This window comes from Polaribacter pacificus (assembly GCF_038024035.1).
Classification (GTDB): Bacteria; Bacteroidota; Bacteroidia; order Flavobacteriales; family Flavobacteriaceae; genus Polaribacter; species Polaribacter pacificus.
Map to the genome: position 1 here is coordinate 2,128,236 of NZ_CP150664.1, position 16,288 is coordinate 2,144,523.

The 16,288-nt window shown below is 34.5% G+C and carries 20 protein-coding genes; 12 read left to right on the forward strand and 8 right to left on the reverse strand.

The genetic code is table 11. The annotated features are described in order from the left end of the window. The first annotated feature begins 2 nt into the window (after window positions 1–2). The gene (locus WHC90_RS09635; RefSeq protein WP_188598264.1) at window positions 3–476 is read left to right on the forward strand and encodes a heme-binding domain-containing protein; all 474 of its coding nucleotides are present in this window, start codon (window positions 3–5) and stop codon (window positions 474–476) included. Window position 477: 1 nt separating this feature from the next. Beyond that, the gene (locus WHC90_RS09640; protein WP_229664899.1) at window positions 478–1,719 is read left to right on the forward strand and encodes a glycosyltransferase; all 1,242 of its coding nucleotides are present in this window, start codon (window positions 478–480) and stop codon (window positions 1,717–1,719) included. Here the strand turns inward: WHC90_RS09640 and WHC90_RS09645 are convergent. From WHC90_RS09645 to WHC90_RS09670, 6 genes are all read right to left on the reverse strand, one after another. Then, window positions 1,714–2,229, reverse strand: coding sequence for a hypothetical protein (locus WHC90_RS09645; RefSeq protein ID WP_188598265.1), 516 nt, complete (start codon window positions 2,227–2,229; stop codon window positions 1,714–1,716). The two genes, WHC90_RS09640 and WHC90_RS09645, sit on opposite strands and share 6 nt — an antisense overlap. A gap of 188 nt (window positions 2,230–2,417) precedes the next feature. Then, window positions 2,418–3,638: a carboxypeptidase-like regulatory domain-containing protein gene (locus WHC90_RS09650; RefSeq protein ID WP_188598266.1), complete on the reverse strand. Its 1,221-nt coding sequence runs from the start codon at window positions 3,636–3,638 to the stop codon at window positions 2,418–2,420. 78 nt (window positions 3,639–3,716) lie between these two features. Beyond that, a complete protein-coding gene (locus WHC90_RS09655) occupies window positions 3,717–5,732 on the reverse strand; it encodes a M3 family metallopeptidase (protein WP_188598267.1) in 2,016 nt (671 codons plus the stop codon). A 77-nt stretch (window positions 5,733–5,809) separates the two neighbouring features. Further along, the gene (purE, locus tag WHC90_RS09660; RefSeq protein WP_188598268.1) at window positions 5,810–6,289 is read right to left on the reverse strand and encodes a 5-(carboxyamino)imidazole ribonucleotide mutase; all 480 of its coding nucleotides are present in this window, start codon (window positions 6,287–6,289) and stop codon (window positions 5,810–5,812) included. Window positions 6,290–6,341: 52 nt separating this feature from the next. Next, the gene (locus tag WHC90_RS09665) at window positions 6,342–7,502 is read right to left on the reverse strand and encodes a 5-(carboxyamino)imidazole ribonucleotide synthase (protein WP_188598269.1); all 1,161 of its coding nucleotides are present in this window, start codon (window positions 7,500–7,502) and stop codon (window positions 6,342–6,344) included. A gap of 49 nt (window positions 7,503–7,551) precedes the next feature. Further along, window positions 7,552–7,980, reverse strand: a complete 429-nt coding sequence (locus WHC90_RS09670; RefSeq protein WP_188598270.1) for a Rieske 2Fe-2S domain-containing protein — start codon at window positions 7,978–7,980, stop codon at window positions 7,552–7,554. A 113-nt stretch (window positions 7,981–8,093) separates the two neighbouring features. Here WHC90_RS09670 and greA point away from each other — a divergent pair, with 113 nt between their 5' ends. From greA to WHC90_RS09690, 4 genes are all read left to right on the forward strand, one after another. Continuing rightward, window positions 8,094–8,567 (forward strand): transcription elongation factor GreA, encoded by a 474-nt coding sequence (gene greA / locus WHC90_RS09675; protein ID WP_188598271.1) that lies wholly within the window; start codon window positions 8,094–8,096, stop codon window positions 8,565–8,567. A 107-nt stretch (window positions 8,568–8,674) separates the two neighbouring features. After that, a complete protein-coding gene (locus tag WHC90_RS09680; protein ID WP_308421290.1) occupies window positions 8,675–9,133 on the forward strand; it encodes an Rrf2 family transcriptional regulator in 459 nt (152 codons plus the stop codon). 48 nt (window positions 9,134–9,181) lie between these two features. After that, window positions 9,182–9,907: an iron-sulfur cluster repair di-iron protein gene (gene ric, locus WHC90_RS09685; protein WP_188598272.1), complete on the forward strand. Its 726-nt coding sequence runs from the start codon at window positions 9,182–9,184 to the stop codon at window positions 9,905–9,907. A 97-nt stretch (window positions 9,908–10,004) separates the two neighbouring features. After that, a complete protein-coding gene (locus WHC90_RS09690; RefSeq protein WP_188598273.1) occupies window positions 10,005–10,403 on the forward strand; it encodes an HIT family protein in 399 nt (132 codons plus the stop codon). An 80-nt stretch (window positions 10,404–10,483) separates the two neighbouring features. Here WHC90_RS09690 and WHC90_RS09695 read toward each other — a convergent pair whose 3' ends face one another. Then, window positions 10,484–10,969 carry a hypothetical protein gene (locus WHC90_RS09695; protein ID WP_188598274.1) on the reverse strand — a complete coding sequence of 162 codons (486 nt, stop codon included), beginning with the start codon at window positions 10,967–10,969 and terminating at the stop codon, window positions 10,484–10,486. 104 nt (window positions 10,970–11,073) lie between these two features. Continuing rightward, window positions 11,074–12,225 carry a sensor histidine kinase gene (locus WHC90_RS09700; protein ID WP_188598275.1) on the reverse strand — a complete coding sequence of 384 codons (1,152 nt, stop codon included), beginning with the start codon at window positions 12,223–12,225 and terminating at the stop codon, window positions 11,074–11,076. Between the two features lie 82 nt (window positions 12,226–12,307). Here WHC90_RS09700 and WHC90_RS09705 point away from each other — a divergent pair, with 82 nt between their 5' ends. The 6 genes from WHC90_RS09705 (at window position 12,308) to WHC90_RS09730 (ending at window position 16,196) form a co-directional block, all read left to right on the forward strand. Next, complete coding sequence (locus WHC90_RS09705) at window positions 12,308–13,168, forward strand: flavin reductase family protein (protein ID WP_188598276.1); 861 nt, start codon at window positions 12,308–12,310, stop codon at window positions 13,166–13,168. A gap of 12 nt (window positions 13,169–13,180) precedes the next feature. Continuing rightward, window positions 13,181–13,546: a DUF3127 domain-containing protein gene (locus tag WHC90_RS09710; protein ID WP_188598277.1), complete on the forward strand. Its 366-nt coding sequence runs from the start codon at window positions 13,181–13,183 to the stop codon at window positions 13,544–13,546. Between the two features lie 78 nt (window positions 13,547–13,624). Beyond that, complete coding sequence (gene aat / locus WHC90_RS09715; RefSeq protein ID WP_188598278.1) at window positions 13,625–14,275, forward strand: leucyl/phenylalanyl-tRNA--protein transferase; 651 nt, start codon at window positions 13,625–13,627, stop codon at window positions 14,273–14,275. 57 nt (window positions 14,276–14,332) lie between these two features. Next, window positions 14,333–14,659, forward strand: a complete 327-nt coding sequence (locus tag WHC90_RS09720) for a nucleotide pyrophosphohydrolase (RefSeq protein WP_188598279.1) — start codon at window positions 14,333–14,335, stop codon at window positions 14,657–14,659. Between the two features lies 1 nt (window position 14,660). Further along, window positions 14,661–14,909 carry a hypothetical protein gene (locus WHC90_RS09725; protein ID WP_188598280.1) on the forward strand — a complete coding sequence of 83 codons (249 nt, stop codon included), beginning with the start codon at window positions 14,661–14,663 and terminating at the stop codon, window positions 14,907–14,909. Between the two features lie 60 nt (window positions 14,910–14,969). After that, a complete protein-coding gene (locus WHC90_RS09730) occupies window positions 14,970–16,196 on the forward strand; it encodes a 3-phosphoshikimate 1-carboxyvinyltransferase (RefSeq protein ID WP_188598281.1) in 1,227 nt (408 codons plus the stop codon). Window positions 16,197–16,288: the final 92 nt, after the last annotated feature.

The window sequence follows — 16,288 nt, forward strand, 5'->3', positions numbered from 1 at the left end:
ATATGAAAATTTTAAAACGAATTGGTTGGGTTTTGCTAATTGCTTTGGTGATTGCGCAATTTTTTGGCCCAGAGAAAAACGAAGGTGATTTAACCTCTATTAGTGTATTGATTGCAGAAACAAATCCTTCTGCTGAGGTGCATACAATTTTAAAAGAATCTTGTTTTGATTGTCACTCAGACAAAACTCGATATCCTTGGTATAATAGTATAACTCCTTTAAATTATTGGTTAGCTGATCATGTAAAGGTTGGAAAGAAGAAACTAAATTTTTCAAAATGGGGTGACTATACTTTAAAGAGAAAAGAGCATAAACTAGAAGAAGTTTATGAGCTTGTAGAAGAAGGAGAAATGCCTTTAGACTCTTATACATGGACACATACTGAGGCCAGATTATCACAAGCTCAAATTGATGCTGTGGTTAACTGGGCAAAAGAAGCACAAGCCAAGTACAAGCAACAAATGCAGGCTGAGTAAATTGAGCAAACCAACTGTTTTTATTATTGGATATGTTTGGGTAGAGCCTAATTCTTCTGCAGCTGGAAGCAGAATGCTGCAATTGATTGAATTGTTTACTCAATTAAATTATAAGGTAATCTTTGGCTCGCCGGCTCAAAAGACAACACAAAAACAGGATCTAACTCTTTTAAATGTAGAGGAAGTTTCGATTGTTTTAAACCATTCTAGCTTTGATGCCTACATTAAAGAACTGCAACCTCAGATTGTTCTTTTTGATCGATTTATGATGGAAGAGCAGTTTGGCTGGCGTGTCTTTGAGAACAGCCCAAATTCATTGCGAATTTTAGACACAGAAGATCTGCATTGTTTGCGAAAAACAAGGACAGAAGCTGTTAAGAAGGGGCTAGCATTTACGACTGATTTGTTGTTGCAATCAGAGTTGGCTAAGAGAGAAATTGCCACAATTTTACGCTGTGATTTGAGCCTGATTATTTCAAGTTTTGAAATGGATCTTTTACAATCAGTTTTTAAAATTGATCCTTCAATACTCTATCAGTTACCTTTTTTATTTCCAACTATAACAGAAGAAGATCAACTGAAGTGGCCTTCTTTTGAAGAGCGAAAACAGTTTGTGTTTATTGGTAATTTTTTGCATGCACCAAATGTTGATGCCGTTTTAGTTTTAAAAAGCCAGATTTGGAGCAAGATAAAAAGACAGCTCCCAGAAGCTGAGTTGCATATCTACGGCGCATATACCACACAGCAAATACAACAACTACATAACAAAAAAGAAGGTTTTATAATTAAAGGCCATGCTCCAGTAGCTATAGAAGTAGTTGGCCAAGCAAGGGTTCTTTTAGCTCCCTTGCGATTTGGAGCAGGTATTAAGGGAAAACTTACCGAAGCCATGATTTGTGGTACGCCAAGTGTTACGACTAGTATTGGAGCAGAAGGAATGTCTGCTGGTTTAGCTTGGAGTGGTGTTGTAGAAGATAATTTTGATTTGTTTGCCAAAGAGGCTGTAAAATTGTATACGAATAAAAATAGCTGGCAAATTTCACAAAAAAATGGAGTGAAAATTATTAACCAATATTACACAAAAGAATCATTGACAGCCTTATTTTCGGATCATTTAGATTCGCTTTTTCAAAATTTAGAAAGCCATAGAATCCAAAATTTCTTAGGAAACCTCTTGCAACATCATAGCTTAAAAAGCGCTAAATACATGAGTAAGTGGATAGAGGAAAAAAACAAATTATAGTGAAAACTTTACTCCGATAAAACCACTACCGATAAAACTAGTCTTAGAATTGTATAGTGCTTTTAAATCTGGTCTTTCTCCAACTTGATATACATAACTTACTTTTAAACGATCGGTAATGCTATAAGCAACTTCTCCGTTAAGGTTTGCGCTAAAGCCATCATAGGCAGATCCTCTTTTTAAATTTCCGTAATCTACAGAAATTCCTAAATCAAAATTTCTAAACACATCGTGTATGTTGTAGCCAATTCCAGCTCCGTATCTTTGGTAGTTTCCACCAATTAAATCTGCATACTCAATAACAGGGTAGGCAAATAAAGTACTTGACATGTATTCTTTGATTGGGAACTCTGCTTTTACTAAAATGTTAAAGGTGATGGCATCGTTTCCTTTATCATCTCCAATAAGTAAAAGTTTTGCATCGTGATGCACGGTTATGTTGATCTTTGACTGACTGTAACTGTATGAACAGCTTAATAACACTACTAAAAGTAAAAATATTTTTTTCATAGATAGGGGGGTTAATGAAAAAATTAATAATATGTAATCTGGGATAAATGTATTGTATTCTTTTGACTAAATCAAAACTAAATCAAGAAAAACGACTTAAAAAATCAATATTTAAGCAGTATGCTTAGCTTTTTAGGTCTACCGAGTAATTTAACCTGCTCAAAATTAACCAAATATTAAGATTACTGTTACTTTATAGGGAGTGTATAATTTAACGGGAGTGCATCGGCAAATTGTTCAAAAGCCCAGTAGCCTTCATAAAATACATCTAGAGGGTTTATAATTTCTCCACTCGGGTCTAAAATAGCCTTCTTTACTAGCATAGTCATTTCTGAGGTTTGTACATTTAAAGGTTCTCTTTTCTTTCCAAAAAGACCCATTATGTAATTTTTTTCCTCAGCCTCTTTGGTGTAAATGATCGATAAATAGTTATCGAATGAAAGAATCATGTTGTTGCCTTCTTTCTGTCTAATATCATTTAGAGGTACTCCTTGTTTGTATAAGTAGTTTTTGTGTTTTGGTAAAGAAACTTTTTGCAACACTACCATTGCAGAGTCTATCATTGTCTCAGGCTCCGTTTTAAAACGATAGTCAAAAGTATTGATATTAGAGAGTTTAATAAGCTCTCTAGCTTTGGCAATTTCTTGATCTGTGGGTCTTTCTGGGTTTAGCTCACGTCTAAACTGATTGATGTTGTAGCCTTCTTCTTTGGTGTTTCCAGCAATAAGACTTCTAACAAAATGCATTTTAGAACCCAAATATGCCTTTTTTCTATTTTCATCCCACTTTCTTTGCTTTCTTTTGCTGCCTTTTAGGTTTTCATATTTGGTGTAACCATAATAGTTAACTGTATGAAGCCCTAAAGAAAAGTGTACTAGATCAAAAGTGATTAAATAACCAAGACCTTTATTTTTAATTTTAAGAGGTTCTCTGGCCACTGCAGTTAGCGTATTGGTTTTTTGATCAAACTCAAAATGAAGTGTTTTTGGGTTCATGAGTTCACAATCCGCAGCAATTAGAGTTCTTCCTAGGAAATTTTCAGTAAACTGATTTAGGTTAAATCTCCAGGTATCATCATATTTTGTTTTTGTGATAACAACCTCATTTAATACATTGTCTGATTCTTCGAGTTTAAAAAGCAAAGTTTCTTTGTAGGAGCTTGTCACTAGGCTGTATTGAATCGTCTTAAAACCCAAATAGGATACGATAAGATCATAACTTCCATCATCGACAGTAAAATAAAACTCACCTTCAGTGTTTGTTGAAACTCCAACAGTGGTGTTGTTTAAATAAACAGAGGCACCTTCTAATGGTGTGTTTTCTTTATCTACAATTTTACCAGAGATTCTGGTTTGTGCATAGCTAATGATCGATATAAAAAACAAGGAAATAAAAAGTGCTTTTCTCATGAGTTATTTTTTTCTAAATGTATACACAATCTTTCATTTTGCAAAAACAACCGTTATGTCTTAACATAAACTTGTGATTTAGAGTAAACCAGCTCTTTTAAGCAAAGCATCAGGCTTAGGCTCTTTCCCTCTAAAACGCTTGTAGAGCTCCATGGGTTTTTCTGTACCTCCCTTAGATAAAATATGCTCTTTAAATTTCTGAGCGACTTCTTTGTTAAAAATACCTTTTTCTATAAAATACTCAAATGCGTCTGCGTCCAAAACTTCTGCCCATTTATAAGAGTAGTATCCTGCCGAATATCCTCCTTGGAAAATATGAGAAAAAGCTGTGCTCATACAATTCTCTGCTACATCAGGATATAATTGAGTTTCTGCAAAAGCGCTATTTTCTAATGCTTTTACACTGGTTATATTTGATGGGTCTTCACTGTGCCATTTCATATCAAGAAGTCCAAAACTCAATTGTCTTAGTGTTTGCATGCCTTCATGAAAACTTGCAGATTCTTTTATCTTTTTAACATAATTCATCGGTATTAACTCACCGGTTTTATAGTGTTTAGCAAACAGAGAAAGTGCCTCTTTTTCATAGCACCAGTTTTCTAAAACCTGACTTGGTAACTCTACAAAATCCCAAGGGACTGAGGTACCAGACAAACTTGTATAGCTTGTGTTTGCAAGCATTCCGTGCAAGGCATGACCAAATTCATGAAATAAGGTGGTAACCTCATTAAAGGTTAGCAATGATGGTTTGGTATCTGTAGGCTTGGTAAAATTACAAACGATTGACACATGAGGCCTTTCATTGATTCCATTTTTAATGTATTGTGACTTGTATGAGGTCATCCAAGCCCCATTTCTCTTCCCTCTTCTGGGATGAAAATCTGCATAAAAAATAGCAACAAGCTCATTTTTAGTATCTGTAACCCTATATGTTTTAACATCAGGGTGGTATTTGTCGATGTCAAAGACTTCTTCAAAAACCAAATCATATAATTTATGTGCAATGGTAAAGACACCATCTATCACATTCTCTAATTGGAAATAAGGTTTTAAAAGTTCTTGATCTAAATCAAAAAGTTCTTTTTTAAGTTTTTCAGAATAGTAAGCTCCATCCCATTTTTCTAGCTGATGGATACCATCCAATTTGTTTGCATACTCCTGTAAGTCATCAAACTCTTTTTGGGCAGCTGGCTTTGCTTTGGCCAATAAATCATTCGAAAATGAAAAAACCTTTTCTGGCGTTTCTGCCATACGTTCTTCTAATACAAAATGAGCATGACTTTGGTAGCCTAATAAATTGGCTCTTTGCTGTCTTAGTTTTACAAGCTCTAAAACAATTTTTTCATTATTGTATTCGTTTGCTTGAAAACCTTTTTTTCCGGCAGCAATAGCCATTTTTTTTCGTAGCTCTCTATTATCCGCATAGGTTAAAAAGGGAATATAGCTAGGGTAATCTAAGGTAAAAATCCAACCTTCTTTTTTTTCTTGGGCGGCTAACTGAGCTGCGGCTTCTTTAACACTGTCAGGAAGGCCTGCTAAATCTTCTTCATTGGTAAGCTGCAATTCAAAAGCATTGGTTTCTGCTAAAACATTTTCACCAAACTGTAAAGAAAGCTGAGACAGGCTTGCGTCAATTTTGCGAAGGCCTATTTTATCTTCTTCATTTAAATTGGCACCGTTTCTTGCAAATCCTTTGTATTGTTTTTCTAAAAGCGTTTGTTGTTCTGGGGTTAGTTGTAGGTTTTTGCGATCATCATATACTGTTTTAACACGTTTAAACAAATCGGCATTTAGCATAATATCATTGCTAAATTCACTAAGCCAAGGGGCTATTTCTTTTGCAATTTTTTGAATCTCGTCAGAGGTTTCTGCAGCGTTGAGATTAAAAAAAATACTGCTAATCCTTTGTAGTTTTTCTCCAGAAAAATCTAGGGCAACTGTTGTGTTTTCAAAGCTAGGAGCCTCTGGGTTTTGAACAATTAGATCAATTTCATTTTTAGCCATTTTGATGGCTTCCTTAATTGCAGGTTTAAAATGAGTAGGGTTTATTTTAGAAAAGGGAGCCGTATTAAAATCTTGCAATAATGGATTCATTTTTCAATGGGTGCTTTTGAAAATTAATATATAAGGATGCTTTTGTACCCTAAGTTTGGGTACAATTTTCTACATTTTTATTTTTTTACTTTGGCAGAAGCTTGCTCTACTTTTAGCTTTAAGCCTTCTTTGTAGGCTATAATTTTATCTAAGACACATTTATCAGATGCCCCAATAATTTGAGCTGCTAAAATCCCTGCGTTTTTTGCTCCATCTAAAGCTACGGTTGCAACAGGAACACCACCAGGCATTTGTAATATTGATAAGATAGAATCCCATCCATCTATAGAGTTTCTGCTTTTTACAGGGACACCGATAATAGGTAATGGGCTCATAGATGCAACCATTCCTGGTAAATGAGCAGCGCCTCCTGCACCAGCAATAATTACTTTGATCCCGCGTAGATGAGCGTTTTTTGAATACTCAACTAATTTTTCTGGAGTTCTGTGTGCAGAAACGATATCGACTTCTATTTGAATGTCAAAACTTTCTAAGATATCGATAGCCTCTTGCATGATTGGAAGATCTGAATCACTTCCCATAATTATTCCTACCATAAGTGTATTTTTTATTTTTAATTCAAACTCAATTACTAAATGACTTTTAAAATTATTCGTTGCTAATCACTCTAATTGTTTCTTTTACTTGTTGAGCAATCGCTCTGGCTTTGCTGATGTCTTTGTTGACAACAGTCACATGCCCCATTTTTCGAAATGGTTTGGTTATTTTTTTTCCATAGATATGAGGTGTTACCCCTTCGATCTTTAGTATGCTTTCTATATTTTTATAACAAACATTGCCAGTATATCCTTCTTCTCCTACCAAATTAACCATGATGCCTGCAAGTTTGCTGTCTGTATTGCCCAATGGTAAATTTAACACTGTTCTCAAGTGTTGTTCAAACTGATTGGTATAACTAGCTTCAATAGAATAATGCCCAGAATTATGTGTTCTCGGAGCAATTTCATTGACTAAAATTCTATCATCACTGGTCTGAAACATTTCTACTGCCAACAAACCTACATGTTTAAAGGCTTCTGCAACTTTTAAAGCAGTTTCTCGCGCCAGTAAAGCAACTTTCTCATCAATTCTTGCTGGACAAATAACGTATTCGACTTGATTGGCTTCTGGATGAAATTCCATTTCTACAACAGGGTAGGTTTTAACATCGCCGTCCATGTTTCTAGCCACAATAACCGCCAATTCATTTTTAAAAGGAATTAACTGCTCAACAATACAATCTGTATCTTCTAGTTGTTGAATATCTCCTTGTGTTTTTACAATTTTCACTCCAGTTCCATCATAGCCAAACTGTGCAGATTTCCAAACAAAAGGCAATTGAAAAAGTTCCTGTTCAAAGGCATTTACTAAGCTGTCTTTTGATTCAAATCGATGATGTGGTGAGGTAGGTATGTTGTGGTTTACAAAAAAGTCTTTTTGTCTCCCTTTGTGCTGGATAGTTTCTATAACCTTAGGCTGTGGGTAAATTTTAAGTCCTTCTTCTTCTAACTTATAAAGAGCAGCAATATTAACATGCTCAATTTCTATGGTCAACACGTCAACGCGTTTCCCAAAGTTGTAGACATCGTCAAAATTCATCAAATCTCCAAGATGAAATTCTTCACAAATATGAGCACAAGGTGCCTCTGGAGAGCTGTCTAAAATAGCTGTATAAATGTCAAACTTTTGTGTTTCGGCTAAGAGCATTCTGCCTAATTGGCCACCGCCTAAAACACCTAATTTAAAATCGGAAGAAAAATAATTGGTCACAGTCTTAATTTGCTTGGATATTGTTCTTGCAAAAGTAAGAATCTATTTTTTAAAAATTAGTGATTCTTAAAGTATTCGCATTGAATACAGTTACCAAATACTCTCTAGCATAGTGAGTAATTCCTTCGGTTAATGGAGAACCGTTTAAAATATTAAACTCACTATCGTCACAAGGGCAAACTAGCTTAATGGTATTTTTTATAACCATTTGTGTGCAGGATGAAACAGGTAGATGTGGGCAAGCTCTATCAAAAGCCTTAAACTCATTGTTGTTGAGCTTGTAAATTACAATCCCATTTACTCCTCCAGAGATATAGGCTGATCCTCCTGGAACTTGTAAATTAATAAATTTGGGAAGATTTAAATTAACAGTCTCGTTTACTGTAATATTAGGTAGTAAATCGTTTTCTATGCTACTCTTAGTGCAACTAATGAGTGCTGTTAAAAAGAGCAAGCTTAGAATAATTTTTTTTTGCATCTTGAGAGTGTTTTTGTAAAACGATTGCAAGTTACAAATATTTTGTACATTTGTGAGTGAATCTCATTCTGATAAAAAGGTAATGAGATTTTGTATTTTATAAAATCAAGATTATGAGCGAAGTATCTTATTACACAGAAGAAGGACTAAAGAAATTGAAAGATGAATTGCATCAGTTAGAGCAAGTAGAGCGTCCGAGGGTTACCCAAGAAATTGCAGATGCAAGAGACAAGGGAGATCTAAGTGAAAATGCTGAATATCATGCTGCAAAAGAAGAACAATCTTTGTTAGAATTTAAAATTGCAAAATTAAAAAACGTGGTTGCAAGCGCTAGAATTATTGATGAATCTCAATTGGATACCTCAAAAATTCTGATTCACTCAGTAGTGAAAATTAAAAACGCTGCAAATAAAATGGAGTTTACCTATACCTTGGTTGCTGATTCAGAGTCAGATGTTAAGAACGGTAAGCTTTCTGTAAATTCTCCAATCGGAAAAGGATTGTTAGGGAAAAAAGTAGGGGAGATTGCAGAAATTCAGGTGCCTAATGGTATTATGAAATTTGAAGTGATGGAGATTTCTAGATAAGAAAATAACAATATACTATCAAAAAGCTTCTGGGACCCCTAGAAGCTTTTTTTTATGTAACTTTTAATAGAAGACTTTTTTGTCTTTTATTAGAAAAAGACGTATCTTTGAAGGTAAATACACCAATGATGTTTTCAAAATCATGTGAGTACGGCCTTAGAGCAGTCCTTTTTATTGCAAAAAACTCAGTCAATAACACCAAGGTTGGTTTGGTAGAGATTGCCAAAGAAATAGATTCGCCGTCTGCTTTTACGGCAAAAATTTTACAACAATTAACCAAAGCAGGACTTATAGAATCAAGCAAAGGTCCGCAAGGCGGGTTTTTTATTTCTAAAACAGAGCTCAATGAGCTACGCCTGGCGAGTGTTGTAGAAGCTTTGGATGGAAGCAAGGTTTTTGAAGGTTGTGGTTTGGGACTTTCTCAATGTGATGATCAATATCCTTGCCCAATGCACAATGAGTTTTTAAAAGTGAGAACAGAGCTTAAGCAAATGCTTACAACAACCAAAGTTCTTGAATTGGCAACTCAATTAAATGACGGGGAAACTTGGCTAAAAAGAATATAAAAAAATTAACAAAATAGAGGACAAAAATATCTTTTAATACTTAATAAAATGCAAATACAAGCAGATACCTTAGTAAGCGATATTGTAGCAAAGAACTATAATACAGCAGCCATTTTTAGCAAATACAACATTGATTTTTGCTGTAATGGCAATAGAAGTTTAGCCAAAGTCATTGAGAAAAAAGGAATTCCTTTAGAAGAAATCATTGAAGCGCTGGCAGCTGAAGTTGATACCAGAGAAAATCAGTCAGATTTGTTTCAGAAACTCAACATTGGCGCTTTATCAGACTATGTGGTAGAATCACATCATTCTTATGTAGAAAAAAGCATCCCCCCAATTAAGCAGTACCTTGATAAACTCTGTAAAGTACACGGTGATAGACATCCAGAATTGTTTGAAATTAGAGAGTTGTTTTTTGGAAGTGCTGATGAGTTGACCAAGCATATGAAAAAAGAAGAGCTCATATTATTTCCTTTTTTTAAGAAGCTTGCAAAGCTAAAAAAAGAAGGCGGAGCCTATGAAAAACCACATTTTGAAACGGTAGAAAATCCAATAGCAATGATGCATCATGAACACGATGTAGAAGGAGAGCGTTTTAGAAAAATAGCAGAGCTGACGGCTAATTATACACCGCCTGCAGATGCCTGTACCACCTATAAAGTAACCTTTTCTATGCTCAAAGAATTTGAAGAAGATTTACACAAACACATTCATTTAGAAAACAATATTTTGTTTAAAAGAGGCATCTTATTAGAACAAGAACTAGCTGGCTAAATAGTAATCCCCTTATCAACTTGAAAGAACAGTAACATAAATTTATGTTGCTGCTTTTTTTATATCTTTGATTAAAAACAACAAGTAACAAGCCATTATGAGTAGTATTTTTACCAAAATTATTAAGGGAGAAATTCCGTCCTACAAAATTGCAGAAGATGAGCGTTTTTATGCGTTTCTAGACATTAACCCCAATGCTAAAGGACATACCTTGGTGATTCCTAAAAAAGAAGTGGATAAGCTTTTTGATTTGGATGCTGAAACCTATGTAGGATTGATGCAGTTTGCGCATAAGGTAGCCAAAGCCTTAGAAAAAACCATTGATTGTAATAGAGTTGGGATGACTGTGGTTGGCTTAGAAGTGCCACATGCTCATGTGCATCTAATTCCGATTAATCGAGTTTCTGATATCAATTTTACCAGTAAGAAACTAGCAATGCAGCAGGAAGATTTTGTAAAATTGGCTAAAGAAATTTCAAGGAATTTTGAAAGCTAATACTCTAGCTTAATTTTAAAAAACAAAAAAAGCTAACACCGTTGTAGGTGCTAGCTTTTTTTAAAAGTTTAATTTTTGTACTACTTAATAATGCTTATGGTTTCATCATAATCATCTTTACCAAATTCATGCTCCCAAACGAGTTGGTCATTAAACCAAATTTTTTGTTTTATGACGCTTCCTTGTTCTCTAAGGTATTCTGTTTTTATTGTGTCTCTGTCAGTATCATTCCATTGTATGTAAGAAATTGGGTAATCTACTGAACTGTCTAAACTCATTCCTAATCCAAATTTATAGAGGCCATCTTCTTGAGTTATCGTAAAAAACTTAGGATTGTCTAAATTAGAATCATACATTAATTTCTCTACTCCATTAATTATATGATAAATCTTAATTTCATTTTCTTTATAAGCATTTGGAGTGTTTGGATCAACTAAATTATTTCCTTGGCTGTCTTTTACATAAAACCAAGCACCTGATTCATTTACACCTCCATAATTTGGAGTGTCGTTTTTTGTACACGAAAAAATAAGTGTACAAGCGAGTAGTAAAATTGTTTTTTTCATAGAGATAGGTTTTAATTATATTGTATGGAGCAATAATAATAATAATAATAATAATAATCAAGTAATCTGTTTAAAATCATTGATTTACATGTAAAATGCTTAGCTTAAAAAGCGCTCAGTAAAACAATTTTAAAGGTTGTTCCTGTTTTAGTATTTGATTTTTGCACAAAGATTTTCCCGTTGTGGTATTCTTCAACGATGCGCTTAGACAAGGATAAGCCCAGGCCCCAGCCGCGTTTTTTTGTGGTGAACCCAGGTTTAAATATCTGCTTAAATTGTGATTTTGGGATCCCTTTTCCGGTATCAGAAATGCTAATCTCAATGCGTTTTCCTTGGAGGCTTATTGCTAGTGTTAACAGACCTTTCCCCTTCATGGCATCAATGGCATTTTTTATTAAATTTTCTATGACCCAACCAAACAATTCAACATTTATTTTTGAGTAGAGAACCTCTTTTTGAGCATCAAATTTAAAATCGATTTGTTTTGAAGTTCTGTTTTTTAAGTACTCAAAAGTGCTTTTTGTAACCGCAACAACATCTTGTTTTTTTAGCTCAGGAACTGATCCAATTTTAGAAAACCTGTTTGCAATAGTGTTTAAACGATGGACGTCTTTTTCTATTTCATCAAGGTATTTTTCACCTACCTTTTCTTCTTTTAAAATTGCGATCCACCCAAGTAAAGAAGACAGCGGAGTTCCTATCTGATGGGCTGTTTCTTTTGCCATCCCAGTCCATAATTTATTTTGCTCAGCGATTTTACTTGATGAGAAAAGCATATAAATGACTGCTAAGAATAAAATGAGAATAAGGATTAAGGCAATCGGGTAATAGGTTAGTTTATTTAGTAAATCTGAATCCTTGTAATAAATGGCTTCATTAATATTCAGATACCGAACGAGGATGGGCTCATTCTCTTTTTTCATAATTTCTAACTGAGCCTCTACATAGTTGGGGTCTTGGGCTTTGATAGAGTCAAGATTCCTCCACTCTTTAATGCTGCCATCTTCGTTTACGAGTATTAATGGAATGTTGGTATTGGTTTCAATTATTTTTGTCTCTAGGTTGATGCTGGCATTTAAATCAGTATTGGTGGCTAATTCTTTAAGGGCTGCTGCAAAAATTTCTACCTTTAATCGTTCTTCCTGTTTAAATTTTTGAAAAAAGATATAGGTGTTCCATAAAATCAAAGAAACGATTCCGAGGAGTACAAGAATAACAAGGCGTTTTGTAAAAACGGTATTTCTAAAAAAGCTCATGAATACAAATATAATCTATATTACTAGATAACTCATTTTATAAAATGATAGTATCTTTACAATTCAGAAAAACAATAAATAAATGCTTTCTATAGATCCAAAAGATATTTCGACAGGTAAATTACACAGCTATTTATTAGGGGCGATTGCTCCTAGACCTATTGCTTTTGCTAGCACCATAGACGTTGATGGTAAGCCTAATTTATCGCCATTTAGTTTTTTTAATGTATTTAGTGCAAATCCGCCAATTCTTATTTTTTCTCCTGCGAGAAGAGTTCGAGGGAACACCACAAAACACACTTTAGAGAATGCCATGAGCACAAAAGAGGTGGTGATTAATGTGGTGAATTACGATATGGTTCAGCAAATGTCATTAAGTAGTACAGAATATCCTAAGGGTGTTAATGAGTTTGTTAAAGCTGGGTTAACCATGCTTCCTTCAGACAAAGTAAAGCCATTTAGAGTAGCAGAATCACCAGTGCAATTTGAATGTAAGATTAATGAGATTATCCATTTAGGAAAAGAAGGTGGCGCAGGAAACTTGATTATCTGTGAGGTGGTTAAACTGCATATCCAAGAAGCCGTTTTAGACGCAGATGGAGCAATTGATCAGCACAAAATAGATTTAGTAGCTAGAGCAGGAGGTAGTTTTTACTCGAGAGCAAGAGATGGTTTTTTTGAAATTCCAAAACCCATTTCTACACTAGGGATCGGCATCGATGCCATTCCTGATGTTATTAGAAACAGTGAAATTTTATCAGGGAATAATTTAGGGATGTTAGGAAACGTAGAACAGCTCCCTACTCAAGAAGATGTTGATAACTTTGCAAAAGTCAATCCGCAATTTATAGGGATAGAAATCGTAAAAAAACATACATTTGCCAAAGAGTTTTTAAAAATAAATGATGTAGAAAGTGCTTGGAAAGTACTTTTAATTAATTAGAATACAAGTATTATGGAAGTTATTGGAAAAATTAAATTGATCAACGAAACACAGACTTTTGGTGCTAGTGGATTTAGAAAGCGTGAACTTGTGGTAACTACTGATGAGCAGTACCCACAAATGATCATGATAGAATTTGTGCAAGACAAATGTGATTTGTTAAACAGTTATGCTGTTGGACAAGATGTAAAAGTTTCTATTAATTTAAGAGGTAGAGAGTGGATCAATCCAGAAGGACAAGCAAAATATTTTAACTCTATTCAAGGATGGAGAATTGAAGCTGTTCAGGCAAGTGCTCCTCAAAATTTACCTCCAGTAGATCAATTTCAACCAGCAAGCAATAGCAGTGATGCAGAACCAGACGATTTACCGTTCTAGTATTGCAGTATATCCTATAAAAAAAAGCAGCCTTGAGCTGCTTTTTTTATTTTTGTCTTAGATTTAAACGTAGATTTTATGATTTGGCTTTCAGAAAAAATTGAATTCCCCGCTCCAGAAACGGCTACCCAAGATGGGATTATAGCCTTGGGAGGAGATCTGTCTGAAGAGCGCCTTATTTATGCTTATCAGCATGGTATTTTTCCATGGTTTAGCCAAGATGATCCCATAGTCTGGTATTGCCCGCCAGAACGAATGGTCTTGTATCCAAATGAGATTAAGATTTCAAAATCAATGCGAAAAGTAGTAGCAGATCCTAGTTTTAGTATCACTGAGAACACAGCTTTTGATCAAGTTATACATCAATGTAAATCAATCAAAAGAAAAGATGAAGAAGGTACTTGGATTACCAATGATATGGAAGAGGCCTATAAAAAGCTGCATCTACGAGGAGTTGCAAAATCAATAGAAGTTTGGAAAATTACAACTGAAGATTCACAACAAAGAGAATTGGTTGGAGGGCTCTATGGAGTTGATCTTGGAAATGGTGTTTTTTGTGGAGAAAGTATGTTTAGCAAACTAAGCAATACCTCTAAATTGGCCTTTGTTTATTTAGCTACTCAGCTATCTTATAAACTGATTGATTGTCAGGTATATAATGAGCATCTTGCAAGCTTGGGTGCACGAGAAATTTCTAGGGATAAATTTTTGAGTTTACTCAAAGGCTAATTCTATAAAAGATATAGAAAGAATTGTATCTTTGAATCATTAAAAGAATCATTTTTTATGGGGATTAAAAGCACACAGCAACAAGTAGATGAATGGATTCAAAACCATGGTGTTCGCTATTTTAATGAGCTTACCAACATGGCTCAATTAACAGAAGAGGTTGGCGAGGTCGCTAGAATTATAGCCAGACGCTATGGAGAACAGAGCGAAAAAGAAAGCGATAAAAACAAAGACCTAGGTGAAGAATTGGCTGATGTGTTGTTTGTAGTTTTGTGTTTAGCCAATCAGACAGGAGTAGATTTACAAGCTGCTTTTGATAAAAAATTAGACCTTAAAACAAAACGAGACCACGACCGTCATCATAACAATCAAAAATTAAAATAGCATGACTTTTTTAGAGAAAATCCAAAGCCCCAATTTTTTTGTAAATTTTTGTAAAGTAGCCATTCCTTTTTTTATAGTACTGGTTATTTTTAGTTTGTTGGTTAGCAATTTTAGCGACTTGACTTCATTTAATTTTAAGCCCGTTGCAGAAGCTAATTTTACTGATGGAAAGTGGGTAAATTTCTTTGGGATAAAAGTAGTGTTTAGTATTATTTATGGTTTTTGGATTACCATTAGAAAAACGCGCTAAGCGATGTTTTACTTTCTGATTGAGTTCTAAAAAAATTATAAAATTTAAACACATATTATTTTGAAATTAGCAGTATCAACCTCTAATACTTTTTTAAAAGCTTCTATCGCTATTTCTGGCTCTAAAAGTGAATCGAATCGCTTGCTAATCTTACAGCAATTATTTAAAAACATTCAGATAGAAAACTGTTCTGATTCTGATGACTCTAAGCATTTAAAAGCTGCCTTAGAAAACAATGAAGAGCTTGTAGATATTGGTCATGCGGGTACTGCTATGCGTTTTTTAACTGCTTTTTATGCTACTCAAGTTGGCAGAGAATGCACCTTGACTGGCTCAGAAAGAATGCAAGAAAGACCTATAAAAATTTTAGTCGAAGCGCTACAGAGTTTGGGTGCTTCTATTCATTATGATGCAGAAGAAGGATATCCACCTTTGAGAATAAAAGGATCAAAATTAACCAAAAGTCAGGTTCAAATAGCAGGGAATGTCAGCAGTCAATATATTTCTGCACTCTTGTTAATCGCGCCAAGTTTAGAAAACGGTTTGCAAATAAATTTAACAGGTGAGCTTACTTCTGTTCCTTATATAGAAATGACCTTATCGCTGCTAAAACAACTAGGGGTTCAGTTAACATTTAATGGAAATCAGATTCGTGTCTGGCCTTTAAAAAATGAATCACCAATAACCGTAGTTGTAGAGTCTGATTGGAGTTCTGCATCTTATTTTTATTCTCTGATTGCGCTGAGTAATATAGGCTCAGAAATTACTTTAGAGCATTACAAAAAAGACAGTCTACAAGGAGATGCTTGTTTGGCAAGTATTTATGAGAATTTTGGAGTACAAACTCTTTTTACAGAAAAAGGGATCGTCCTTAAAAAAACAGCAGTACAACTTAAAGAGACCCTTAGTCTTGATTTAAAAAATGCGCCTGATATTGCTCAGACGATAGTTGTAACTTGTTTTGGTTTGGGGATGTCTTGTGATTTAACAGGCCTTCATACCTTAAAAATTAAGGAGACTGATCGATTGGTGGCACTGCAAAATGAATTGACAAAATTGGGTGCTAGCATTGCTATTACTAATCAGAGTTTGCATTTAAAAAGCTCAGAGCATATTAAAGAAAACATCGCAATAGAAACCTATAAAGACCATCGTATGGCCATGGCATTTGCCCCACTGGCCTTAAAGGTGCCTATCATCATACTAGAAGCAGGTGTGGTGTCTAAATCCTATCCTAATTTTTGGAAAGATTTACAACAGCTTGGTTTTCAACTTAACCAAGGATAAATAAACAGCAAAACACTTGACAAGGCCTATGCCGATGTCGTATCTTTGCGCCCTATTCTTTTAAAAAGAAAGAGTGTTCTTCTAAGAGTTTT